General features: G+C 64.8%; 12 protein-coding genes. 3 read left to right on the top strand and 9 right to left on the bottom strand.

Annotated elements, in window-relative coordinates:
- Positions 1 to 231: 231 nt before the first annotated feature.
- From treY to AWB82_RS24310, 9 genes are all read right to left on the bottom strand, one after another.
- Positions 232 to 3,189: a malto-oligosyltrehalose synthase gene (treY, locus tag AWB82_RS24270; protein ID WP_086971763.1), complete on the bottom strand. Its 2,958-nt coding sequence runs from the start codon at positions 3,187 to 3,189 to the stop codon at positions 232 to 234.
- A complete protein-coding gene (malQ, locus tag AWB82_RS24275) occupies positions 3,186 to 5,390 on the bottom strand; it encodes a 4-alpha-glucanotransferase (protein ID WP_086971765.1) in 2,205 nt (734 codons plus the stop codon). Before malQ ends, treY begins: the two co-directional genes overlap by 4 nt.
- Positions 5,387 to 7,285, bottom strand: coding sequence for a malto-oligosyltrehalose trehalohydrolase (treZ, locus tag AWB82_RS24280; protein WP_086971767.1), 1,899 nt, complete (start codon positions 7,283 to 7,285; stop codon positions 5,387 to 5,389). The genes malQ and treZ overlap by 4 nt, the downstream gene beginning before the upstream one ends.
- A 37-nt stretch (positions 7,286 to 7,322) precedes the next feature.
- Positions 7,323 to 9,548 (bottom strand): glycogen debranching protein GlgX, encoded by a 2,226-nt coding sequence (gene glgX / locus AWB82_RS24285; protein ID WP_086971769.1) that lies wholly within the window; start codon positions 9,546 to 9,548, stop codon positions 7,323 to 7,325.
- A 156-nt stretch (positions 9,549 to 9,704) separates the two neighbouring features.
- Complete coding sequence (gene glgB / locus AWB82_RS24290) at positions 9,705 to 11,939, bottom strand: 1,4-alpha-glucan branching protein GlgB (protein ID WP_086971771.1); 2,235 nt, start codon at positions 11,937 to 11,939, stop codon at positions 9,705 to 9,707.
- Positions 11,926 to 15,312, bottom strand: coding sequence for a maltose alpha-D-glucosyltransferase (treS, locus tag AWB82_RS24295; RefSeq protein ID WP_096031457.1), 3,387 nt, complete (start codon positions 15,310 to 15,312; stop codon positions 11,926 to 11,928). The genes glgB and treS overlap by 14 nt, the downstream gene beginning before the upstream one ends.
- A 94-nt stretch (positions 15,313 to 15,406) precedes the next feature.
- Positions 15,407 to 18,811 (bottom strand): maltotransferase domain-containing protein, encoded by a 3,405-nt coding sequence (locus AWB82_RS24300; RefSeq protein WP_086971775.1) that lies wholly within the window; start codon positions 18,809 to 18,811, stop codon positions 15,407 to 15,409.
- A gap of 377 nt (positions 18,812 to 19,188) precedes the next feature.
- Positions 19,189 to 20,838, bottom strand: coding sequence for a glycogen synthase GlgA (glgA, locus tag AWB82_RS24305; protein WP_086971777.1), 1,650 nt, complete (start codon positions 20,836 to 20,838; stop codon positions 19,189 to 19,191).
- Positions 20,839 to 21,134: 296 nt separating this feature from the next.
- Positions 21,135 to 21,791: a DUF1345 domain-containing protein gene (locus tag AWB82_RS24310; RefSeq protein ID WP_086971779.1), complete on the bottom strand. Its 657-nt coding sequence runs from the start codon at positions 21,789 to 21,791 to the stop codon at positions 21,135 to 21,137.
- 104 nt (positions 21,792 to 21,895) lie between these two features.
- Here AWB82_RS24310 and AWB82_RS24315 point away from each other — a divergent pair, with 104 nt between their 5' ends.
- Genes AWB82_RS24315 through AWB82_RS24325 form a run of 3 tightly spaced genes read left to right on the top strand, consistent with a single transcriptional unit; the run spans position 21,896 to position 25,264 of the window.
- Entirely contained in the window at positions 21,896 to 22,393 is a 498-nt protein-coding gene (locus tag AWB82_RS24315) for a sugar dehydrogenase complex small subunit (RefSeq protein WP_086971781.1), read from the top strand.
- Between the two features lie 49 nt (positions 22,394 to 22,442).
- Entirely contained in the window at positions 22,443 to 24,038 is a 1,596-nt protein-coding gene (locus AWB82_RS24320) for a GMC family oxidoreductase (protein WP_086971784.1), read from the top strand.
- Positions 24,035 to 25,264: a cytochrome c gene (locus AWB82_RS24325; protein ID WP_086971785.1), complete on the top strand. Its 1,230-nt coding sequence runs from the start codon at positions 24,035 to 24,037 to the stop codon at positions 25,262 to 25,264. The genes AWB82_RS24320 and AWB82_RS24325 overlap by 4 nt, the downstream gene beginning before the upstream one ends.
- Positions 25,265 to 25,351: the final 87 nt, after the last annotated feature.

Below are 25,351 nucleotides of genomic sequence, written 5' to 3' on the forward strand. Positions count from 1 at the left end.
TGCTCGTCGCACTCACGCAGGCACCGTTTCCCCGCGAGGACTGGTTGTCGGATCGAAGTCCAAGTTCGTTTAGCGGGATGACGCTCATGCCCACGGCAATCCGAGCGATACGTGATAAGGATGAGAGACAGATTCCTGTTTTCCAAGAGACTGCCCCGCGCAGGGGCAGTCCTAGTGAACCAACACGAATACAGGATTCCATAGAAGCACAAGAGAACGGAGCCAACGCCCTCACGCCGTCGGCACTCCCTCTTCAACCAGCAAAGCCACCGGCATAACCGCAAGCGCATCGCGTAGAAACAATCGCGCTCCTTCAGCCTTCGGCGCATTCGGGCTCAGCCAGTCGAACAACGCCCGCGAATGCAGCGCCTCGGGCAACACGATCGACGTATCGCCCCAACGCTCGGGCTCGACGAGCGGCACATCTCGCTGCGCATCGAGCAGCGGCGCCGCGAGCCGCGTCGCGATGGCGATCGCAAAAGCGCTTCCCGCATGGCGCGCGTACGCGATCACCCGCCCCGCATGCTCGCCTTGCACTTCGAGCGGCATGTACTCGCCCTGAGCAAATAACGACTCGCAATGCTTGCGCAACGCCAATGCGCGCCGCACGAGCGCGAGCTTCACGCGTCCGTCGCGCCAGTTCGCCAACTGCTCCGAAGGCGGCCCTTGCTCTTCGATTTCCGCAAGCCACTTGCGACGCAATTCATAGTCGACGGGTCGACGATTGTCCGGATCGACGAGACTGAAGTCCCACAGCTCCGTGCCTTGATAAAGATCCGGCACGCCAGGCGACGTGAGCCGTAAAAGCGTCTGCTGAAAGCTGTTGATCGCGCCGAGCGGCCCAAGGCGCGCGACGAACGCGGACAACTCCTCCAGAAACCCGTTGCGCCGCTGCGGCGCGACGATATCGAACAGAAAGTCCCTGCACGCAGTCTCATAGGCTTCGTCGGGCGCGAACCAGCTCGTGCGCGTCTTCGCCTCGCGCAGCGCCTTCAGTTGCCATCCCGCGACACGTTCGGCGAGCGCGTGGACGCCGGCTTCGTCATCGGGGGCGAGTGTGGTCGGCCAGCACCCGACGAGCGTCTGATACAGCATCGCTTCCGCAGCCGGTCCCGGCGCCCAATCGTCGATGTCGCTGGTTTCGCCGTGTCCTCCGCTTGGGCCGCGTCGCAATGGCGTGTTCAACGTGGACCATTGCCTGAGCGTCGAGGCCCATTCGCCGGGGATTTCGCTCAACGCCGCGATGCGCGCGCGCACGTCCTCTCCGCGCTTGTGATCGTGCGTCGCCGTGCCGAGCATCGCATGCGGGAACGCATCGAGGCGTTCGCGATTGCACGCGTGAAACGCATCGACGGACAACGCGAACTCGCCCGGGTCCGCGCCGACTTCATTGCGCGAGATGAGGCGTCCATAGCGATAGCACGCCGTATCCTCGACGGCCTTCGCCGCTACCGGCGATGTCAGTTGCGAGAACAGCGTCTGCGCCGCGCGACGCTGCGAGCCGCTCGACGAGGGCGGAATCTGACTCGTTTGCACCTGATTGCGGTCACGCTCGCGATTGCGCTCCGTCGCGCGATCCCGGCCACGTTCCGCACGTTCGCCGCGTTCGCCGCGCTCGTTGCGTTCGCTTCGCTCGGGCTGCGGCAATTCATCGGGCAGCTTGCCGCCGAGCCATTGCGCCACCTGATCGAGCACGACATGATCCGCGCGCGAGAGCACGGCACGCGCGGCTTCGAGCGCCTGCGCGAAGAAGTGCTCATCCTCGGGGCTGCGCACGCCGCCCACGGGATAGACGCGATACACCGGGAATTGCACGACCAGCTCCGCGACCACGCGTCTGATCGACGTGAACGCGAAATCGCGCGTGGTCTGCGCGTCGCGTGCGATGCGATGCAGTGCGCGCGACACGCGATCCAGTTCGGCCGACAGATTCTCGGCGAGTATCTTGCGGCGCGCGGCGAGCGCTTCGTCGGCGAAACATGCGCTCGCGCCCGTGATCTCGGCCCAAAGCGCCGCAAGCGGTTGCGCGCCCGCCGGATCGTGCAGCAGCGCGCCGACGTCGTTCATGAAGTCGTAGCCGGTCGTGCCATCGACCTGCCAGTCGCGGCGCAACGGCTCGCCGCGCGCGAGTATCTTTTCGACGACGAAATACGTGCGCCCATTGCCATGCCGCAACGCCTCGGGCCGCTCGGCCGATAACTCTTCGAGACGCGCGCGCAGCCGCTGACAATACTCGCGCGGTTCGGCGAGACCATCGACGTGATCGACTCTCACGCCATCGATCAGGCCTTCCGTGAAGAGCCTGAAGACGAGCGCATGCGATGCCTCGAACACCTCCGGCCGCTCGACGCGCACGCCGCCGAGCGTGCTCACGTCGAAGAAGCGCCGCCAGTTCACTTCGTCCGCGGCGGTGCGCCACCATGCGAGGCGATAGTGCTGACGTTCCAGCAGCCGATGCAAGCGGTCGCGGCCCGCGGGCGTATCCGGCGAATGCGCGGCGAGGATCGCCTGGATCGCGGCCTGGCCGCCTTCGGTTTGCGCGATGGTGACGAGCGCGGTGCGCGCATCGGCGGCGCGCGGCTGATCGGCGGGCTGCGTCGTGAGGCCGACGAAGCGTTGCGCGAGTTCGGGCGCTTCCTGAAGCACGGCGGGGTAATCGACCGGGCAGACCGGAAACACATTCGAGTAATACTCGATGACGAAGCGTCCTTCATCCGCGCGATACGCGAGCCTGATCTTGCCGCCCTGCAACTCGTCGCCGTAGGGTGCGCCGAGAAACGGCGCGAGCACCTTGCCGCGCAAAGCGGGATCCGGCGAATGCCAGTCGACATCGAAAAAGCGCGCATGCGCGGCGTGCCGGCCCCATTCGAGGATGTCTTGCCACCACGCGTTTTCCGAGCCGCCCACGCCCATGTGATTCGGCACGATATCGACGATGAGCCCCAACTCGTGCGCGCGCAACTTTTCGACGAAGCGCCGCAAGCCGTCCTCGCCGCCCAGCTCGGGATTGACCACCGTGTAGTCCACGACGTCATAGCCGTGCGTGGAGCCGGCGGTCGCGGTCGTGATCGGCGACACATACGCGTGGCTCACGCCGAGCTGCGCGAAGTAGTCCACGAGCGCGGCGGCGTCGTCGAAAGTGAAGCCCTTGTGAAGCTGGAGCCTAAGCGTGGAACGCGGTACGGTCATGGTGTTTCGGGTTTCGATAAGGATTCGTTCGGTTGCACGGAGCGCTTGCGCGCGGCATCGACGGCGAGCAGGCGGTCGGCGAAGGCATCGTCGAGAAACAGTTCGTCGACGGGCCTTGTCATGCGCCTTCGCCAGTTCGGATGCTCGTCGATCGAGCCGGGCAGATTCGGCTGTTCCGCGAGCGCGAGCAGGTCTTCGAGCGGATAGGTGACGAGCGGCGCGGGCGTCGCGGCGACGAACGCGAGCGCCTCGTCTACCGGCGCGTTGTCGATATCGGGCGCGTCCACGTCATCCGGCGCGATGCCCGCGTCCTGAAACGCGCGCCACAGATGCCCGCGATCTTCGCCGCGCTCTTCGAGCGCCGCTTCGACGGGGTCGCGGCCATCGGCACGCGCCATCGTCTGGCCGATCTTCGAGCGCCACACGATGTCCTCGCCGCGCCACCATCCGGTGACGGTCGGCAGATCGTGCGTGGTGGTCGTCGCGGTGACGCCGCTGTCCCATTCGCGCGGCGGCTTGAAGCCCGGGCCGTCCACTTCGCGCTCGAACCACAGCACGCGAATGCCAAGCAAGCCGTGCTCCTGCAGGCGCTCCGTAAATCCGGGCGGCACGGTGCCGAGATCCTCGCCGACCACGATCGCGCGATGCCGCCACGATTCGAGCGCGATAAGCCGCAGCAGATCTTCCAGCGGATAGCGCAGATACGCGCCGTCTTTCGCGCTTTCGCCCTCGGGCACGAGCCAGAGCCGGCGCAAGCCGAGAATGTGATCGATGCGGATGCCGCCCGCGCATTTGAAGGCGCAACGCAACATGTCGATGAACGCGGCGAAGCCTTGCGTGCGCATCGCGCGCGGCGAAAATGTCGTGAGTCCCCACGATTGTCCGGCCTGATTGAAGAGATCCGGCGGCGCGCCGACCGACACGCCCGTGAGCATTTCCTCGCGATACGACCATGCGTGGCTGCCCGCGCTGTCGCAACCGACAGCCAGGTCCGCGACGAGCCCGACGGCCATGCCCGCATCACGCGCGGCGTGTTGCGCGTGCGTGAGGCCCTTCGCGGCGAGCCATTGCGTGAAGAGATAGAAGTCGACTTCGCGGCGATTGGCGGCGGCGAATTCGCGTACCGCGTCGCTGCGCGGATCGCGCAACGCTTCGGGCCAGTTGCGCCAGTGGCCTTCGCGGTTTTCGGCGATCTGCGCGGCCTGCAGCGCTTCGAAGCGCGCATGGTCTTCGAGCGGACGTCCGCCTTCATCGACGAATGCGGCGAAGTCCTTCGCGAAGGGCGAATCGCGGTCTTCGGAGAACGTATCGAAGAGCGCGCGCAGAATCGCGAGACGTGCTTTCGAGGCGCGCGGCCAGTCGATCAGCGTGAGTCCTTCGAGTTCGGTGAGTTCCTTCGCAACGCCCGCTTTGTCGATCGCCGCGCGCGCCGCGGGCGCGCCGAGCACCGCGGCCGGATCGATATGCGCGATGTTCAGAAAGAGCCGCGACGACGGCGAATACGGGCTGAACTTGTTCGGCTCGGCGCTGAACATCGCGTGCATTGGGCTGATCGCGACGGCATGTCCGCCGCACTTGGCGGCTTGCGTCGTGAGCGATGCGAGCGCGGTGAAGTCGCCAATGCCGCCGTCGCCGTTGCGTCGCAAACCGTACACTTGCGCCGCGACGCCCCACAGCGGCGGCGCGTTCGACGCATCTTCGTCGAGCGTGCGCCACGCGTCGTCGATCGTGTAGCAGCGCGCGGGCGCAACCGCGAGCGTCGTGCGATGGTCGTTGATGACGAGCGTGTGATAGCCCGGCTCCGCGATCGGCGAGAGCAGGGCGGTCTCGCCTTTGGGCGACGTGAAGCGCCCGTCGATCACTTCGCCGCTTTCCAGTTCGATGCGATAGCGCGCGCCCTGTTTCGCCGCCGACACCGGCAGCGCGATACCGCGATCCACTTCGGCCGTGATGAGCGGCGGCAGCTTGCGCCCGCTCATTTCGGCATCGACGGCGGCCATGCTTTGTTTGATCTGCGTGGCGTTCCCGCACGGCAGGCCGAGCTTTTCGAGGAGAATGCGCAGCGTCGTTTCCGGCACGCGTTGCGTGGCCTTGTGCGCGTCCTGCCATTCGATCTCGAAGCCCGCGCGTTGCGCGAGCGCCTCGATGCTGCTTACGGGACGCGCGGCGCCCGTCGAGTTCGTTTTGGTCGCGGCGCTCACGAGACTTTTCCTTCGGCCGATGCCGGCTCGAAGCGGCGCGCGTCGTGCGCGATCGCGTACTCGTTCACGGCGCCGGTGAGCCAGGCGAGGAATGTGCGGCCGCCAAGCTCGCCGTCACGCGCGCGATCCTGCGCGCGCGCCGGCGTCTCGAAGACGATCTTGCCCGGCGGCGTGTCCTTGAGCGCGACGCCCGTATCGCCGAGATTGAGCGCGACGGTCAGCGTCTCGCCGTCGCCGAGCTTCCAGCGCGCGACGAGCGCCTTGTCGCCGAGCACGTCCGCGCCGAGCGCTTTCGCGCCCTTCAGACGCGGCGTGACGAGCTTCGCGCGCACCGTGAGCGCCGAGCGATAGAAATGCAGCCATTCGAGCCTGTCTTCTTCGTCCTGCTTGTCGGCAATATTCGGCGACGACATCTCGAAGGTCTTCTTGTCGTTCGGATCGGGAATCTGCGCGCGGCGTTTTTCGTCGGTGAACGCGGAGAACTTCGCGAACTCCTTGCGACGGCCCTCGCGCACGGCATCGGCGAGTTGATCGTGATAGTCGGTGAAGAAGAGGAACGGCTGCTTCGAGCCATATTGCTCTTCCATGAACAGCAGCGGAATCTGCGGCGAAAGCAGCAGAAGACCGGTCGCGGCGAAGAGCGATTCGTCGTCGGTCAACGAGCGCAGGCGATCGCCCATTGCGCGATTGCCGACCTGGTCGTGGTTCTGCAGGAACGTCACGAAGCGCGTGGGCGGCAGGTGCGCGCTCGGTTCGCCGCGCGGTTTGCCATCGTGGATCGGCGACGGATCGCCCTGATACGCGAAGCCTTCGCCCAGAATGCGCGCGAGCTTTTCGATGGGCTTGTCGCAATACGCGCCGTAGTAGCTCTCGTCCTCGCCGGTCAGCAGAACGTGCAGGGTATTGTGCGCGTCGTCGTTCCATTGCGCGTCGAAATGCGTTTCCAGCAGATTCGCCGTGTTGTGCTCGTTCTCCAGCACGAGATGCACGTGACGGCTCGCCTCGACCGAACCGCGAATGCGCTGCGCCAGTTCGCGCAGCCATTCGTCGTCGTTGATCGCATGCACTGCGTCGAGGCGCAGGCCATCGAAACGATATTCGTTGAGCCAATACAGGGCATTGTCGAAGAAGAAATCGCGCACTTGCGGCCGCTCGAAGTCGATCGCCGGGCCCCACGGCGTATCTACGCCTTCGCGGAAAAAGCTTTTCGCATACGCGTGCAGATAATTTCCGTCCGGGCCGAAGTGGTTATAGACGACATCGAGAAAAACCATCAGCCCGAGACCGTGCGCGGTGTCGACGAGCTTCTTCAGATCCTCGGGGCGGCCATACGCGGAGTCGGGCGCGTAGGGCAGCACGCCATCGTAGCCCCAGTTGCGCGTGCCGCAAAAGTCGTTGAGCGGCATCAGTTCGATGGCCGTCACGCCGAGTTGCGCGAGCTCGGGCAGGCGCGCGGTGACGCCCGCGAAACCGCCCATCGCGCCGACGTGCAGCTCATAAAGCACGGTTTCTTCCCACGGCCGCCCGTGCCAGTTCGTGTGCGTCCAGCGATACGCGCGCGGATCGACGACTTCGCTCGGACCATGTACGTCCTGCGGCTGAAAACGCGACGCGGGATCGGGCACCGCGAGATCGGCGTCCAGCCGATAGCGATACAACGTGCCCGCGCCGCCATCGGCTTCGGCCTCGTACCAGCCGTCGCCGGTCGGCTGCATGTCGATGAGCTCGGGCGCGCCGCCCGCGCGCTGGATTTCCACTTGCACGGCATCGCGCGATGGCGCCCAGAAACGAAAGCGCGTGCGCGGATTCTCACGCACGGCGCCCGTCAGATGAGCGCCGAAGGGAAGGCAATACGCATGATGATGCTTGTGCGGATCGATCGGACGTTCGGACATGATTTCCTGCCTGTTGTGCCGCGATGGCCTGTGAGTGTCAATGAGGCGAATCGATTTCGGAATCGCGATGCGAGGGCATCGTGCCGGGATCGGGCGGCAGCGCCGTCAAAAGACGCGGCCCCTGATGCGCGCCCGCCATCCAGACCGCCTGCCAGTCGGCATCGCCGGTCGGCTCGGCCAGCATCACCACGATGCTGTGCGCGGCCACTTCTATCTCGCTGCCGACGAGCGGCCGCGTCACGGAATCGGGCTCTGCGCTATCCAGGAGCACGTTCCATTCCAAGTGCGGCGCGGGCGGCGCGAACACGAGCGATTGCGACGATGCGTTGAACATGAGCAGGAGCACGTCGATCTCGCCGTCCACGCCCGGCCCCGCGCGCCGCAGCGTGAGCGCGCGGCCTTCCGGGTCCTGCCATGCTTCGATCGCGAGCGCGTTGCCGCGTTCATCGAACCAGCTCACGTCGTAGAGGCCCGGAAGGACTTCGAGATCGCCGTAAAGGAAGCGCGTTTCGCGCAACACCGGGTAGTTTTTGCGCAGTGCAATAACTCTCGCGACAAACTCCGTCATCTCGACGCCCGCGGGACTTTGCGCCGCGTCCCAGTTCATCCACGAAATCTCGTTGTCCTGGCAATAGGCATTATTGTTGCCCTGCTGCGTGCGGCCGAATTCGTCGCCGCCGAGCAGCATCGGCGTGCCGAGCGAGAGCAGCGTCGTCGCCATCATCGAGCGGGCGACACGGGCGCGCACTTCGAGAATCGCGGGATCGTCGGTCGGGCCTTCCACGCCCCAGTTCGCGCTGCAATTTTCGTTGTGGCCGTCGTTGTTACCCTCCTGATTCGCTTCGTTGTGCTTGTGCGAATAGGCGGTGACATCCGCGAGTGTGAAGCCGTCGTGTGACGCGACGAAGTTCACCGACGCCCACGGCTTCCTGAAACGCCGGTTGAAAAGCTCGGCGGAACCTGTGAGACGCGCGGCGAGATCGGGGCGCATGCCCGCATCGCCGCGCCAGAAACGTCGCACGCCATCGCGATACTTGTCGTTCCATTCCGCGAAACCCGGCGGATGATTGCCGACCTGATAGCCGTCCGGCCCGATGTCCCACGGCTCGGAGATGAGCTTGCGCGTGGAGAGAACCGGGTCCTGGCGGACCGCATCGAAGAAGCCCGAGCCCGGATCGAAACCGTGACCTTCGCGGCCGAGCGTCACGCCGAGATCGAAGCGGAAGCCGTCGATGTTGAACGCGGTGCTCCAGTAGCGCAGCGAGTCCATCACCATTTGCAGCACGCGCGGATGCGACAGATTCACCGTATTGCCGCAGCCGGTTTCGTTGATGTAGTGACGCTCGTCGCCGGGAATCAGGCGGTAATAGCTTGCGTTGTCGAGGCCGCGCCACGAGACGGTCGGCCCGAGTTCGTTGCCTTCGCACGTGTGGTTGTAGACGACGTCGAGAAATACTTCGATGCCCGCCGCGTGCAACTGACGCACGGCGATGCGCATTTCGTTGAGCCGATGTGTCGACAGATAAGACGGCTCCGGCGCGAAGAACGCGGCGGTGTTGTAGCCCCAGTAATTCCTGAGACTGCGTTCGACGAGAAAGCGGTCGTTGAGAAACGCGTGGACCGGCAGGAATTCGACGGCGGTGATGCCGAGCTTCTGCAGATGCTCGATGAACCACGGCGACGAGAGCGCCGCGAACGTGCCGCGTTCGTGCTGGCGGATGTCGTGACGCTGCATCGACGTACCGCGCACATGCGTTTCGTAGACGATGGTTTCGCCCCAGGGCGTGTCGGGGCGCACGTCGCGCGACCAGTCGAAGGCGTCGTCGGTGACGATGCATTTCGGCATCGCGGGCGCGGAGTCGCGGCGATCCATCGACATGTCGAGGCGGTTCGAATGCACGCGATAGCCGAAGAGCGCATCCGACCAGCGCCAGGGGCCGACGAGTTTCTTCGCGTAGGGATCGAGCAGCAACTTGTGCGGATTGAAGCGATGCCCTTGCTGCGGCTGATACGGACCGTGCGCACGAAATCCGTAGACGGTGCCGGGGTGCGCGCCGGGCAGATAGCCGTGCCAGATTTCATCGGTGCACTCGGGCAGATCGAAGCGCATCAGTTCCTTGCGGCCGGTGCTGTCGAAGAGACATACCTCGATGCGGTGCGCGTTCGATGAGAATACCGCGAAGTTGACACCCAGCCCGTCCCAGTTGGCTCCGAGCGGATAGGATGCGCCCGGGAGCAACTTGTCGGGAAGTGCATTTGCCATATGGCCGGTCCTCCGGTGTTTTGGCTTTCTCGGTTCGACGGTCGGGCAAGTCTATGCCTTTGCTTTGTTGCTTGTTATGTCGTTCGGTTTGTCTGTTCGATGGTGCGCGTTGTTGGTCTGGGCTTTCGGAAAAGCCCAGACCTGATCAAGCAAACATCAATCCGCCCGCAGCACGATGGTCGCCAACGGAGGCAACGTCAACGCCGCCGACTGCTCCCTTCCGTGACTCGGATAGTCATCCGTATGAATAACGCCGCCATTGCCTATATTCGATCCGCCGTAAATCGAAGCGTCCGAATTGAACACCTCGCTCCAGCGCCCGCGCCGCGGCAGCCCGATACGGTAAGCCAGCCTCGGCACCGGCGTCATATTGCACAACACGACGAGATCGCGCCCCTCGGCATCCGTGCGGCGATACGCATAGACGCTATTCGCATTGTCATCGCCGACGATCCATTCGAAGCCGCGCGCATCGCTATCTAACTTGTGCAACGCAGGCTCGCTCGTATAAAGCAAATTCAGATCGCGCACGAGCTTCTGCAATCCGCCATGCAACGAATCGTCGAGCAAATGCCAATGCGGCGATTCATCGTGATTGAACTCCGCGAACTGCCCGAACTCTCCGCCCATGAACAAGAGCTTCTTGCCCGGATGCGTCCACATAAAGCCGAAATATGCGCGCAGATTGGCAAACTTCTGCCACCGGTCGCCCGGCATCTTGTTGATGAGCGATCCCTTGCCGTGCACCACTTCATCGTGCGACAAGGGCAGCACGAAGCGCTCGGAATACGCATACACCATCCCGAACGTATAGAGATGATGGTGATACTGCCGATACACCGGATCTTCCTGCATGTAATGCAGCGTATCGTGCATCCAGCCCATGTTCCATTTGAAGTCGAAGCCGAGGCCGCCGCTCTCGACGTCCGCCGTCACGCCCGGCCACGCAGTCGATTCCTCCGCGATGGTGATCGCGCCGGGAATACCGGGGATATGCCGCACTTCATGATTCAACCGCTTCAGGAACGCAATCGATTCGAGATTCTCACGGCCGCCATGAATGTTCGGCACCCATTCGCCGGCCTTGCGCGAATAGTCGCGATAAAGCATCGACGCGACCGCATCGACACGCAATCCATCGACGTGATAACGCTTCAGCCACGCCAGCCCCGATGCGATCAGGAACGCGCTAACCTCGTTGCGGCCGAGGTTGTAGATCATCGTGTTCCAGTCCTGGTGATAGCCTTCGCGCGGGTCCGCATGTTCGTAAAGCGGCGTGCCGTCGAATTGCACGAGGCCGTGCGCGTCGTTCGGAAAGTGCGCCGGCACCCAGTCGATGATCACGCCGAGTCCCGCCTCATGCGCGCGATTCACGAACTCCGCGAACTGCTCCGGCGTGCCGAAGCGCGCGGACGGCGCGAACTGCCCGAGCGGCTGATAACCCCACGAGCCGCCGAACGGATGCTCCGCGATCGGCATGAATTCGAGGTGCGTGAAGCCCATGCCCTTCGCATACGGAATCAGGCGCTCGGCAAGCTCGTGCCAGTTCATGCCGCGGTTCGCGTCTTCGGGCACGCGCAGCCACGACTCGGCATGTGCTTCGTAAATGGTGATCGGCGATTGCGGCGTTTGTTTGCCGCCGCGCGCGGCCATCCATTCGGCATCGGTCCAGGCGTAGTGATCGATCGCATCCGCATCCGCGACGACCGATGCCGTCGACGGCGGCTTCTCGCTCTGCATCGCGCAGGGATCGGCCTTGAGCGGCAGCGTGTGACCGTCGCGCGTGACGATCTCGTACTTGTAGCGCGTGCCCGCGCCGATGCCCGGAATGAACAGTTCCCAGACGCCCGAACCATGACGCAGTCGCATCGGATGACGCCGGCCATCCCACGTGTTGAAGTCGCCGACCACCGACACGCGCCGTGCATTCGGCGCCCACACCGCGAAGCGCGCGCCCGCGACATTGCCGTGCGTGACCGGCCGCGAACCGAGGCATTCGAGCACCGCATACGGGTCGGCCTGCGAGAGGCGCGCGAGCCAGTCGTCGGTGAGCACCGGGCCGAACGAGTACGTGTCGTGCGCTTCTTGCGGCGTGCCGTGCCAGTCGATCTGCAGACGATACGCCGCCGGCCTCGCGACGAAGCCCGCGTAAAGCCCCGCCTCGTGGATGCGCGCGAGCGAGCCGAGATGCTCGCCGCTGCCGGCATCCGAAACGCTTACCGACGACGATCCCGGCAGGAACACGCGCACGACGTGTCCCAGATCGGTTTCATGCAGGCCGAGCATCGAGAACGGATCGGGATGCCGGGCCTCGACGAGTGCGTCGATGTCGAGTGGATTCAGGCCGTGCGCCGGATTCCTGGTATCCGCCGGATCGCTACGATTGTTCATGGTGAGTTCCATCCGGATTGTCCTTGGTTGCTCCGAACACGGGGCGCGAGCCCGGAGCGGGCGGCTCGCCCGTGTCTCCCAGCAAACGGCTCGCGAGCGACGCGAGGCCCCGCAACGGAAGGCCGATCCAGGTCGGCCGGTTCGCTGCTTCGTAGCGGATTTCATAAGCGGCCTTCTCGATCAGGAAGAGATCGAGCAACGGCTGAAACACGCCTTCGGCAGCGATGGTTTCGGGCGACGCCGCGATCGCCTCCGTGTACTGCCGCAAGAAGCTCTCCTCGGCGAACGCGCGCAACCGTTCGAAAAGCGCGCGCTTGCGATCCGCCGTCTGCGCGGGCGCGTTCTCGGTCGTCGATTGCGCCGCCGCGCTTGCATACGACAGCGATCGCAGCAGGCCCGCGACGTCGCGCAGCGGGCTCGTCTTCCTGCGGCGTTCGTCGAGCGCGCGCGCGGGCTCGCCTTCGAAGTCGATGAGATACGCATCGCCTTGCGCCATCAGCACCTGGCCCAGATGGAAGTCGCCGTGAATGCGGATGCACAGCGCATCCGCATCGGGCGCGACGAGTTGCTTCACGGTGTCGACGAGCAGTTCGCGCCGGTCGAGCAGGCTTTGCGCGAGGAAACGGTCGTGCTCGTTGAACTCGCCGATCTTCTTCGCAAGGATGTCGAGCGCCGATTCGAGCAGCTTGAGCGTGCCGTCGATCCAGCCGTTGACGTCCTCGGCGGTCGCGCGCTGCGGCGAGAACGCTTCCTCGTCGGTCGGCGATGCGAGCGCGACATGCAGTTCGCCCAACCGCTTGCCGATGATGCCCGCGATATTGCCGTAACCCGCCAGGCCTTCCACTTGCGCATCGCGTTCCTGCGAATGCTCTTCGGGCTCCAGCGCGACCGCGAGTTCATCGACGATGCGGCGCAGATAATCGAGCGCGTAGTTCCACGCATCGCCCTGATTGTCGATGAAGCCCTGCAGGATCACGAGCGTATGCGGCACGCCCTGCGGATCGACGCGCACGACTTCGCCGTAGAGCGGGCCGGTGTTCGCATAGCCCAGCTTCGTCAGATAGCGGCTCATTTCCGCTTCCGGATGAATGCCGCCGACGACGCGCCGCACCAGCTTCAGCACGACCTTGTCGCCGATCACGAGCGAGCTGTTGCTCTGTTCGGCCGCGAGCCAGCGGATCTCGGGAAGATCGGCGGGATAGTAATTGAGCTCGTTAAGCCGTTCGGTCGGAATGAAGCGGATCTCGCTCTTTTGCACCGTCGGCACGACCGCGCGTTCCTTGAGCTTGCGCATCACGCCGTACGTGAATTGCGGCACCGCGAACGCATCGGTCAGATGCCCGATGTTGCGGTTGCGCCGCACGCGCGCCAGCGCGAGCTGCATGTAGAGCGGCGAGGTCGTCTCCGTGCCCCACGCGATGGACAGCGGCAGCACGTAACGCTCGCAATGATCGCCGACATCGGCTTCGATTTCGGTGAACGCGAAGCCCGCGCCTTCGATCGTCGTCAGCGCGGCGAGGCGCACCGCATTCAGCTTCTGATCCTTCGATGCGAACCAGCGCCGCTTGCTCAGATAATTCGGCAGCACCTCGGATTCGAGCAGGCGCACGTTCTCCGGCGTCGGCCCGGTCTGACCCGCGCGAATCACCATCGTGACGAATTCGGGCAACTGCTCCGACGGCGCCGGCGCCCACGCGGGCCGCATGTTGCCGGGGCAAAGCTGGAACCACAGGAAGCCGTAGGGCGGGAACGTCAGCAAATACGTGAGCTTGCCGATGGCAGGGAAAGGCGAGTCGGCGGTCATTTCGAGCGGGACCGAGCCGTCGAATTCCGACAGGTCGAGTTCCACCGCTTGCGGCGCGCGCGAAAGATTGGCCACGCAAAGAATCGGTGGTTCGCCTTCGAGTTCGCGCAGATACGCGAGGATCTTGCGGTTCGCCGGCCGCAGGAAGCGAATCGTGCCGCGTCCGAAAGCATGCTTCGAGCGGCGCACCGCGAGCATCTTGCGCGTCCAGTTCAGCAGCGAATGCGGATCGCGGCTTTGCGATTCGACGTTCACGGCGTCGTAACCGTAGAGCGAGCCCATCACGGGCGGCAACACGAGTTGTTCCGGATCGGCGCGCGAGAAACCGCCATTGCGGTCGGACGACCATTGCATCGGCGTGCGCACGCCGTCGCGATCGCCGAGGTGGATGTTGTCGCCCATGCCGAGCTCGTCGCCGTAATAGATGACGGGCGTGCCGGGCATCGACAGCAGCAGCGAATTGATCAGCTCGATGCGGCGGCGGTCACGTTCCATCAACGGCGCGAGACGCCGGCGAATGCCGAGATTCAGGCGCGCGCGGCGATCGCTCGCATACGTGTTCCACAGATAATCGCGCTCGGAGTCCGTGACCATTTCGAGCGTGAGCTCGTCGTGATTGCGCAGGAAGATCGCCCATTGATTCGTGACGCCGAGGTCAGGCGTCTGCCGCATGATGTCGGTGATCGGAAAGCGGTCCTCGCTCGCAATCGACATGTAGATGCGCGGCATCAGCGGGAAGTGGAACGCCATGTGGCACTCGTCTTCGTCGCCGAAATATTCCTTCACGTCTTCCGGCCACTGATTCGCTTCCGCGAGCAGCATGCGATTCGGATACTCCGCTTCGATGGTCGCGCGAATTTTCTTCAGGATCGCGTGCGTCTCGGGCAGGTTCTCGTTGTTCGTGCCTTCGCGTTCGACGAGATACGGCACCGCGTCCAGCCGCAGCCCGTCGATACCCATGTCGAGCCAGAAGCGCATCACGGAGAGCACTTCCTTGAGGACCGCGGGATTGTCGAAGTTCAGGTCGGGCTGGTGCGCATAGAAGCGGTGCCAGTAGTACTGGCCCGCGACCGGATCGTGCGTCCAGTTCGAAGGCTCCGAGTCGATGAAGATGATCCGCGTCTCTTCATACTTCTTGTCCGTGTCGGACCACACGTAGTAGTTGCGATGATTCGATCCCGGTTTCGCGTGGCGTGCGCGCTGAAACCACGGATGCTGATCCGACGTGTGATTGATGACCAGCTCGGTGATCACGCGTATGCCGCGCGCGTGCGCTTCCTGAATGAAGCGCTTCACATCCGCGATCGTGCCGTAGTCAGGATGCACGTTGCGGTAATCGGCGATGTCGTAGCCGTCGTCGCGGCGCGGCGATGGATAGAACGGCAGCAGCCAGATCGCGTCGACGCCCAGCTCCGCGATGTAGTCGAGCTTCGCGAGCAGGCCGGGAAAATCGCCGATGCCGTCGTTGTTCGCATCGAAGAACGACTTGATGTGAACCTGATAGATGATCGCGTCTTTGTACCAGAGCGGATCGTCGCTGAGAATCGAGGCTTTCTTGTTGCGCTTCACGCTTGTATCCACGTTTCGCTCCAATGTCCTTTATGGGCAAATGCCCTGGCTATTCGCCCTTGTTATCGCTGTGCTTTCGTTCGTTGCCGCGAATTCATCCTGCGTCGGAAGGCTGCGGCTTCGGCAAGCCCCATGTCGGCGATATGCGCCAGATCGCGAAGGGCAGCGAATGCGGATTGAGCCGTACATGCTGACGCCGCCCGCGCCATTCGAATTTCTCGCCCGTCACTTGATCTTCGACCGCGACCGCGTCCCACTCGTGCACGCCCCAGCGTTCGAGCGTCTGCCACGGCAATTCGATATCCGCGCCTTGCTCGTTGAACGGATCGAGATTGATCGCGACGAGCACGACGTTGTCGCGGGATGCGTTCGCCTTCTCGAAGAACAGGATGTGATCGTTATGCGCGGGCAGGAAGTTGATGCCCAAATGCGTTTGCAACGCGGGATTCGCGCGGCGGATGCGGTTGAGCGCCGTGATCTCGGTCACGATGTTGCCGGGCCGGTTCCAGTCCCACGCCCTCAATTCGTACTTCTCGGAGTTCAAATACTCCTCGCTGTTGGGCAGCGCGGCGGATTCGCACAGTTCGAAGCCGCTATACACGCCCCACAATCCCGACAACGTCGCCGCCAATGCCGCGCGAATCACGAAGCCCGGCCGCCCGGAGCTTTGCAAGAAGCGCGGATTGATGTCGGGCGTATTCACGAAGAAGTTAGGGCGGAAGAATTCCTTCGCGTCGGTCTGCGTGAGATCGTGCATGTACTCGATGAAATCGCGCTTGCTCTCGCGCCACGTGAAGTACGTGTACGACTGCGAGAAACCGAGCTTCGCGAGACGATTCATCACGCGCGGCCGCGTGAACGCTTCGGCGAGGAAGATCACGTCGGGATGGCGCGCGCGCACGTCGCCGATCACCCATTCCCAGAACGGGAAGGGCTTCGTATGCGGGTTATCGACGCGGAAAATGCGCACGCCCGCCGCGATCCAGTGCAGGAACACGTCGCGCAGCGCGACCCACAATTCGGGCTTCGCGTCCTGCGCGTAGAAGTCCGGGTTGACGATGTCCTGATACTTCTTCGGCGGATTTTCGGCATAGCGCAGCGTGCCGTCGGGACGCCATGCGAACCACGTCGGATGCTCGCCGAGCCACGGATGATCCGGCGAGCATTGCACCGCGAAGTCGAGCGCGATTTCGAGCCCATGTTCATGCGCGGCTTCGAGCATGCCCTTGAAGTCGTCGAGATTGCCGAGTTCCGGATGCACGGCGGTATGGCCGCCTTCCTTGCCGCCGATCGCATACGGGCTGCCGACATCGCCCGGCTGCGCGGTCAGCGAATTGTTTTTGCCCTTGCGGTTCGCGATGCCGATCGGATGAATCGGCGGGAAATAGAGCACGTCGAAGCCCATCTCGCGAATGCGCGGCATCTTGCCGATCACGTCGATAAACGTGCCGTGACGATTCACGTCGTCGCTCATCGAACGCGGGAAGATCTCGTACCAGCTCGCGAAGCGCGCGGCGGCGCGTTCCGAATCGACGCGATACACGACCGGATCGCGCGACAGGAACGGCCGATGCCGCGCCGCTGCAACGGCCTTCGCGGTCGCGCTCGCGAGCACGAGTTCGAGCTTGCGCGCGTCGTTCGCTTTCGTGAATTCCTTCACGATCGCGTCGAGCGCGGCGCTGTCGCTGTCGGGATCGTCGGCGGTCTTCACTTCGGCGAGGATCAGCGCGAACAGATGCTTCGCTTCCTCGACTTCGAGTTCCACCGTCTGCCCGGCCTTCAGCTTCTTCTGCATGTGATCGACGAGCGACGCGTAATCGTCGCGCCACGCCATCACGACGAACTCATGGCGGCCCACGCGTTCGAGCGGAATGCGCGCGCTCCACAGATCGAGGCCGGCGGGCTGCACGGCGCTCATTGGCGCTTCGTGCCAGCCGGTTTCGTCGGCGGCGCGCCATTGCACGGCGGCCGCGATCTTGTCGTGCCCTTCCGCGAAGATCGCGGCCTGAATCTCCACCGCCTCGCCGACGATGCGCTTCGCCGGGAAGCGTCCGTGATCGACCGAAGGCGTCACGCTTTCGATCGACACGCGCGGCGCGGCGATCGCCTCGGCAACGGATTTCTTGTCGGCGGCTTTCGCGCCGCGCTTGACCTGCGGCTGCGCGAGCAGAATGAACGGCTCGGCCTCCGCGCGATAGAGGCGCACTTCGCCCGCCTTGAGCATGAAGGGTTCGAGGCGCTCGGGCTTGCCCATCGCATCGTCGATGAGCGCGAAGCGCGTGTAGTTGCCCGGCACCGATTCGAGCAGATGCAGCGTATCGACGTGCACGGGCGCGACGAGATCGGGATTGATCAAGGTGAGCACGGCGTCGTTGCTGTGGCGCAGATCGCCGCCATCCGCGCGAATGAGCGCGGCGTAAGGCGTGCCCGCGCCGGTCAGCGCGCGCAATTCGCCCACGCTCGCAAGCGTGCCGACGTTGTGCTGCAACTCATTCGCACGCCTGACGCGCGCCGTGAGGTCGATGCGCTTCTCGTTCTTCGCACGCTCGTACTCGGCCGCAATGCCGTATTGCGGCGACATCGGCAGGCCGACGCCGTATTCGAAGCCCATCGGCACCATGATGCCGGTGCCGAGCGCGGCCGCGGTGTCGAGCACGCGCGTGTACGCGCGTTCGACGAGCGCGGTGTCGCTCGTGTCCGAGAGATCGCTGATGAGCCGCGCGCCGAACGGGTCTTCCGGAAGCGCGATCGGCGATGCGATGTGCGACAGCGCCGCGTGCTCGTCGAAGAGCCAGGCGCTTTTGAAGTCCCACCAGCGCGTCGAGGCGAACACGGCGTCGAACCCGGCATCGGCGAGACCGTGCAGATCATGACGCGTGACGCCGACGGTCCAGGCGAGCCAGCGCGTCTCCGGATGCTTCTCGCGCACCGCCGCGCCGAGCCTGCGCCAAACGTGCGCGGGCACAGCGTGCGGCGAATCGAAGCGAAAACCGCCGACGCCGGAGTCGGCGAGCAGGTTCAGCTCGCGCGCCCACCATCCGGTCAGATGATCCGCGGCCTCGCCATCGGCGAAGTTCGCACGGGCGACATCGCGCTGACGCGGCGGCTTGCGCGGATCGAGCCGCGCATCCGCGCTTTCGAACGGCTGGAACCAGTGCTTGTTCTCCTGGTAGAGCCCGCCTTCGGCGCTCACGCGGTCGATCACGATATCGACGAGCATCGTGAGCTTGTGCTGCTTGGCGGCGTCGGCGAGCTGGCGCAGGCCGACGGCTGCGCTCGCATCCGATTCGAAGACGGAATGCAGCCGATGATGATCCGCGATCGCCTCGCGATGCCCGTTGCTGCCGGGCACGAACGGCGAGGCGATCAGGACGTGATCGAAGCCGAGCCCGGCCGCGTGCTCGAACTGTGCGGGCCAGTTCGCGAGCGGGCCGACGAGCAGGGGATCGATGAAATAGATACGCGGCGCGTACGCATGAGAAGCTTGATGGTTTTCCATCGTTCGTCTTTTCCAGAGTCGTCCTGCGGTGGCGGGGATGCGGGCATCAATCGCGATCGCGCTCACGGGCCAAACTGGCTGAAGAGCCGGTCCGCGCGTCACGAGTCGCGCGGATTCTCAGGCGGAACTCAGATTACACCCTGGCGCCCCTCGAATCGACGCCTGCCTGGCCGCGTTGTCGCGATGCACCGTGCATCGAGCGCGTCTCGCGCTCACGGTGGGCGCCACGGTCCCCAAGTGATTTCCTTCGGGCGTCCCTAACGGGACTTCTTCCGATCGCGCACGGGGCGGGGCAGCACTTTGCGTGCCGCGCCCGGCGCGCGCCCGGCTCAGCGAAACATCGAGGCACTACTATGGAGCAACTGCCGCCGGCATGCTCAAGCGGTGCGCGCAAGCGAATGTGCATCTTGCGCCTGCGCTGGCGTGAGCGCGACCTCGGCCTCGCGGCGCGCACGCAATGCGCTGCGGCTCGGACGCGCGTCGCTCAGGCCAACGTACAGTGCGACCATCGTCGTCACGGCTTCGTTCCATCCGAAATCGCAGGACATCGCGTTGCGCTGCAACGCGCGCCATACTTGCGGGCGCATGTACGCATCGAGCGCGCGGCTCGCGGCGTTGACGATATCGTCCGCCCGTTCGCCATCGAAGAGAAAGCCGGTGGGCGCGTGCACGGCGCGCGGCGCGGGGATTGGCGCCACGGGCATGTCGTGCGTGCCGTCGCGCAGCCACGCCGATGCACTCGGCACGTCGCGCATGCCGTGCACCTCGTTTTGCGCCGCATCGACGATCGTGTCGGCGAGACCGCCCACGCGCGACGCGACCGGCAGCGTGCCGTAGCGCATTGCATACATCTGCGTGAGGCCGCATGGTTCGAAGCGGCTGCCGTGCAGAAGAATATCCGCGCCCGCGTGCAGGGCATGCGCGCGCCGTTCCTCATATCCGATAAAGACGCCCACGCGATCCGGCCATTCCTGCGCGAGCTTTCTGAAGCCGGCTTCGATATACGCCTCGCCCTTGCCGATCACCGCGAGTTGCAGACGCGGATGTTTCGCGAGAAGGCGCGGCAACGCTTCGAGCGCGACATCGGCGAGCTTCTGTCCGGTCATGCGGCTGCCGATCGCCATGAGCGGCGCGAACGGATCGACGGGCAAGCCGAACATGCGTTGCAGCGCTCGCTTGCAGGCGTGCTTGCCGCGCATATCGTCGAAGCAATAGTTGCGTTCGATCAGCGGGTCGGTGGCGGGATTCCACGTATCTTCGTCGATACCGTTCACGACGCCCGAGAGTTTGTCGGCGCAGCTTTGCAGCACGCCTTCCATGAGATGACCGAAGCGCGGCGTGAGAATTTCGCGCGCGTAGGTCTCGGAGACGGTCGTGACCCGATCGGCGTGGACGATGCCCGCTTTCATCAGACTCAACGCGCCGTAGAACTCGATGCTCTTCGGATCGCCAAGCGCATGCACCAGCCACTTCTCGGGCACGCCGAGCGACGCACCAAGCGCGAGCGCGTAGTTGCCCTGAAATGCGAGATTGTGGATCGTGAATACGCTCTTTGCGTGCACGCCCGCGTGCTTCATGAGAAGCGGCGTCAAGCCCGTGTGCCAGTCGTGCGCATGAACGATGTCGGGCTTCTTCACGCCGCGCACGCCTTGCGCGATCCGGACCGCCGCGGCTGAAAGCGTCGCGAAGCGAATCGCGTTGTCCTGATAGTCGCGGCCCTGCTCGTCTTGATACAGACCCGAGCGCGCGTAAAGCTTGTCGCAGCGCAGCAGCAGAACCGGAGTGCCGGTCTTGGGCATGCGGCCGCGCAACAGCGAAGCGTCGCCGCCCGGCAGGCCGGTAAGCGTGCCGATCTTGCTCAGGCCTTCTGCCTGGGCGATGGCGTCCGGATAGGCGGGAAGCAGGATGGTGGCATCGACGCCGGCTTCTCGCAGCGCGGTGGCATAGGCGCTGACCATGTCGCCGAGTCCGCCGGTCTTGGCGAGCGGTACGGCTTCGGAGGCGACCAGCAGAACGTTCAAAGGCAAATTGGGCTCCGGTGCAAGAGGAACGCGCGGGCGAAAAGTCGCGCAGGCAAGTGTTCTATCGGAATTTCTTCTGAATTGGCTGGCGCTTTCCAGCAATCAGTGTGCCACCGGCCGGGGGCGTGTGTGCGATGCAGCACACTCATTTTTCGGCAATGGTTTGACGAAAAGCTGCGGCGCGCATTTCCGGCCATGCCTGAATGGCACGAACGTGCCGCGTGTAAAACTGACTGCGACGCGCGCCGCGTTTTTACACGGCGTGCCCGATGAGCTTATGGCGTGCGCGTGACAGCGTCGTTTCAACCGCCGACCATGCTCGCCGCGATATTGATCGACAGCCCGAGCACCGCGAGATTGAAGAAGAACGAAAGCACCGACTGCGCGAGCGCGGTGCGGCGCGCCGCTTTCGATGCGAGGGCGATGTCCGCGGTCTGCGATGCAACCGCGATCGTGAACGAGAAGTAGAGGAAATCCCAATAATCGGGTTTCAGATGACGATCGGGAAACCTGAGCGCGGTATCGTTGTCCGGCGACTGATAGTAGTGCCGAGCGTAGTGGAGCGTGAACATCGTCGGGATCAGGAACCAGGCGCCGAGCATGGTCGCGCCGGTGAGCACGTAATGCAGCACCGCGCCGGGGCCCATGTTCTTCGCGGTGGACAGTTCGACGACGATTGCCACGATGCTCGCAATGGCCGCGACGCTCACGACCATCAGCACGGTCGCGGCGTTTTCGTCCTCGCGTTCGGCGAGTTCCTGAACGTCGCTTTGACGCGCGGACGCCATTTTCAGCCAGATCAGCGCGAGATAGAGCCACACGGCCGAGTCCCAGCCGATCAACGCGCGTGCGGTCGGCCGCACATGCGCCGGAACCAAAGCGGCGACGACGCAACCAACCGCAAGGCCGATCAGCGCGCGCGGACGATTTTGCAGCACCGGCGGGAGGATTGGCTTCATGTCGTTTTTATCCGTATGAGAGGCAGGCATCGCTCGACGCTGCGATTATTGCCCGGGCGCCTTTCAACAAGCTGAGTTGCCGAACTGATCGTCGAGGAAAGCACATGAAGACGCCTGTGCGCGTGTCGTTCGTTAAGCGGCGGGGAATCATGGCGGGCGCGTGCGCTTCGCTCGCGCTTAGCTTGCCTGCCCCGCGCGCGCAGCAGGCGCGGGCGTCCGCGCTCGAAGCGTTCCTCGCCGTATCGATGAAACTCACCGGCCGCACGAGTTTCGATCCGCTTCTGGCCGAACGCGTGCACGCGGCGCTCGCCCGCAACGATGCCGACTTCGCCGCGAAGATCGCCGCGCTCGACAAGTGGATCGCGACGCACGGCGGCACGCCGACCGACCTCATCACTGCCGCGCTCGAAGCCACGCGCCCCGAGCTTGCGAAAACGGTCGGCGGCGTGATGCGCGCGTGGTATCTCGGGGTCGTCGGCGAGCCGCCGCATGTCGAGGTCGTTGCGTACGAACGCGCACTGATGTTCGATCCCGTCGGCGACATGCTCACGATTCCCTCATACTGCCGCGGCGAGCCGGCCGACTGGGCGAAGAAGCCCTGAGCGCCGCGCACGCCGGCATAGAACGAAGGACAAGGACAAGGGCACGCGCATGGCGGGTTCCACTTCGGCGGACGTGGTGGTCGTCGGATCGGGCGTGGCGGGCAGTCTCGTCGCGTATCGGCTGGCGCGCGCGGGCGCGTCGGTGATCCTGCTCGAAGCCGGGCCGCGTCTCGCGCGCTGGCAGATCGTCGAGAACTTTCGCCGCGCCGCCGACAAGCGCGATCTCAGCGCGCCGTATCCGCTCTTGCGTCACGCGCCGCGTCCCGAGCCGATGAATCCCGGTTCGTATCTGATCGAGCGCGGCGCGATGCCGTATCGGCCGCAATATCTGCGACTCGTCGGCGGCACGACGTGGCACTGGGCCGGCGCCGCGTGGCGTCTGCTGCCGTCGGACTTTCGCGTGAAGACGCTGTACGGCGTCGGACGCGACTGGCCGTTTCCCTACGAGACGCTCGAACCGTGGTACGGACAGGCCGAAACCGAGCTCGGCGTCGCGGGACCGGACATCGATCTCGGCTCGCCGCGCTCGACGCCGTATCCGATGGACGCGCTGCCGCTTTCCTGGATGGACCGGCGCGTCGCCGACGTGCTCGGTGCGCGGTCGTATCGCGTGGTGCCCGAGCCGATGGCGCGCAACAGCCGTCCGTATGACGCGCGTCCCGCGTGCTGCGGCAACAACAATTGCATGCCGATTTGCCCGATCGGCGCGCTTTACCACGCCGCGACGCACGCCGACAAGGCGGAACGCGCGGGCGCGACGCTCATCGCGCAGGCGCTCGCGTATCGCATCGAGGCGAACGAGCGCGGCGAGATCGTCGCGATCCATTACAAGGACCCGAACGGCCTCTCGACCCGCGCGACCGGCAAACGCTTCGTGATCGCGGCGAACGGCATCGAAACGCCCAAGCTTCTGCTGATGTCGGCGTCGGCGCGATTTCCGAAGGGCATCGCCAACGGCTCGGATCAGGTCGGGCGCAATCTGATGGATCATCCCGGCGCGAGCGTCAGCTTCCTCGCCAACGAGGCGCTGTGGCCGGGGCGCGGGCCGGTGGAAATGTCGTCCATCGTCGATTTCCGCGACGGGCCGTTTCGCGCGCAGCAGTCGGCCAAGAAGCTGCACCTGTCGAACGCCGCGCCGACGCTCGCCGTCACCCGGAATTTGCTGGGCATCGGGCTGACGGGCGGCGAACTCGACCGGCAGATTCGCGAGCAATGCGCGCGCAGGCTGACTTTCGGCAGCTTTCACGAGCAACTGCCGTCGCACGAGAATCGCGTGATGCTGTCGGCGCAAAAGGACGCGCTCGGCTTGCCGCGCCCGGAGATCGCGTATTCGATCGACGACTACGTGCGCAAGAGCGCCGCCGACACGCACGCGCAGTTCGAGCGCATCGCGGGAATTTTCGAGGCGACCGATATCGAATACGACGATTCGTTGGGCGCGAGCAGCCACATCATGGGCACGACGATCATGGGCCGCGACGCGAACGATTCCGTCGTCGACGCCGAGTGCCGCGCGCACGATCATCCGAACTTGTTCATCGCGGGAAGCGCGGTGATGCCCGCGGGCGGCTCGGTCAACTGCACGCTGACGATTGCGGCATTGTCGCTGCGGCTCGCCGGCACGATCGAGGCGTCGCTGCGATGAGGGCGCGGCTCGCGTGCCCGATCGTCCTGCTGGCGTGCGTGTTCGGCCCGGCCAACGCGCAAACGACGCTCACGCAGGGCGAATATCTCGTGCGGGCGGGCGGTTGCATGAGTTGCCATACCGCCGATCCCGAGCGGCCGTTCGCGGGCGGCAGGCCGATCCCGACGCCGTTCGGCAGCGTGTTCGCGCCGAACATCACGAGCGACCGCGACACGGGCATCGGCGCATGGACCGATGCGCAGTTCGTCCGCGCGATGCGCGAGGGCATCGGCAGGAACGGCGAGCGGCTTTATCCCGCGTTTCCGTACACGTCGTACACGCTTCTTTCCGACGCCGATCTCCTCGCGATGCGCGCGTATCTCGCCACCGTGCCGCCCGTCCGGGTCGCGACGCCGCGCAACACGCTCTCGTTTCCGTTCGACCAGCGCTGGCTGATGGCGCTGTGGAATCTCGTCAACTTCTCGCCGCGACGCTTCGTGCGCGATCCGTCGAAGAGCGCGGAGTGGAATCGTGGCGCGTATCTCGTCGAAGGGCTCGGGCATTGCGGCGAATGTCACACGCCGCGTGACTGGCTCGGCGGGTTGAAGCAGCGCGAGCGGCTTGGCGGCGCGACGATCGCGGGCTGGCAGGCGGGCAACCTGACGCCGGACCGCGTCGCAGGCATCGGCGCATGGCGCGACGACGAATTGCTGCGCTTCCTGTCGACGGGCGCCGCGCCCGGCCGCGCCTATGCGCTCGGACCGATGGCCGAAGTGGTTTCTTCGAGCACGCAATATCTGACGCCCGCCGATTCGCGCGCCATGATCGCGTATCTTCGCGCCGTGTCATCGGTCGCGGTGAAGGACGCGCGCGTGCGCACGAGTTTCGGCCGGCCGGCGCGCGCGGACATCACGTCGCTCGATTCGCCGGGCGCACGGTTCTACGCCGCCGCGTGCGCCAGTTGTCACGGCGTGACGGGCGAGGGCAGCAAGCCGTTTCCATCGCTCGTGCACGACGGCGTGAGCGGCGCGCTCGGCACGGCGACGACGGGCAATCTCGTCCTCGTGATCCTGCGCGGCGTGAACCGGCAAACGCGCGACTCGCACGCGCTGATGCCTGCCTTCGGCACGCAGTTCACGGACGAGCAAATCGCCGATTTGAGCAATTACGTGACGGCCCAGTTCGGCGATCCACGCGCGAAAACCGATGCAAAAGCCGTCGCACGCCTTCGTTCCATCGGGCAATAATTGCGTTTGCGACGCCGCGCGAACAGCAGCTTTTACGGCTTTCCGAGCGCGGCGGTAACGCCGATGTAACGAGTGTGCTCGCGGCTT

This window comes from Caballeronia glebae (genome assembly GCF_001545035.1).
GTDB lineage: Bacteria > Pseudomonadota > Gammaproteobacteria > Burkholderiales > Burkholderiaceae > Caballeronia > Caballeronia glebae.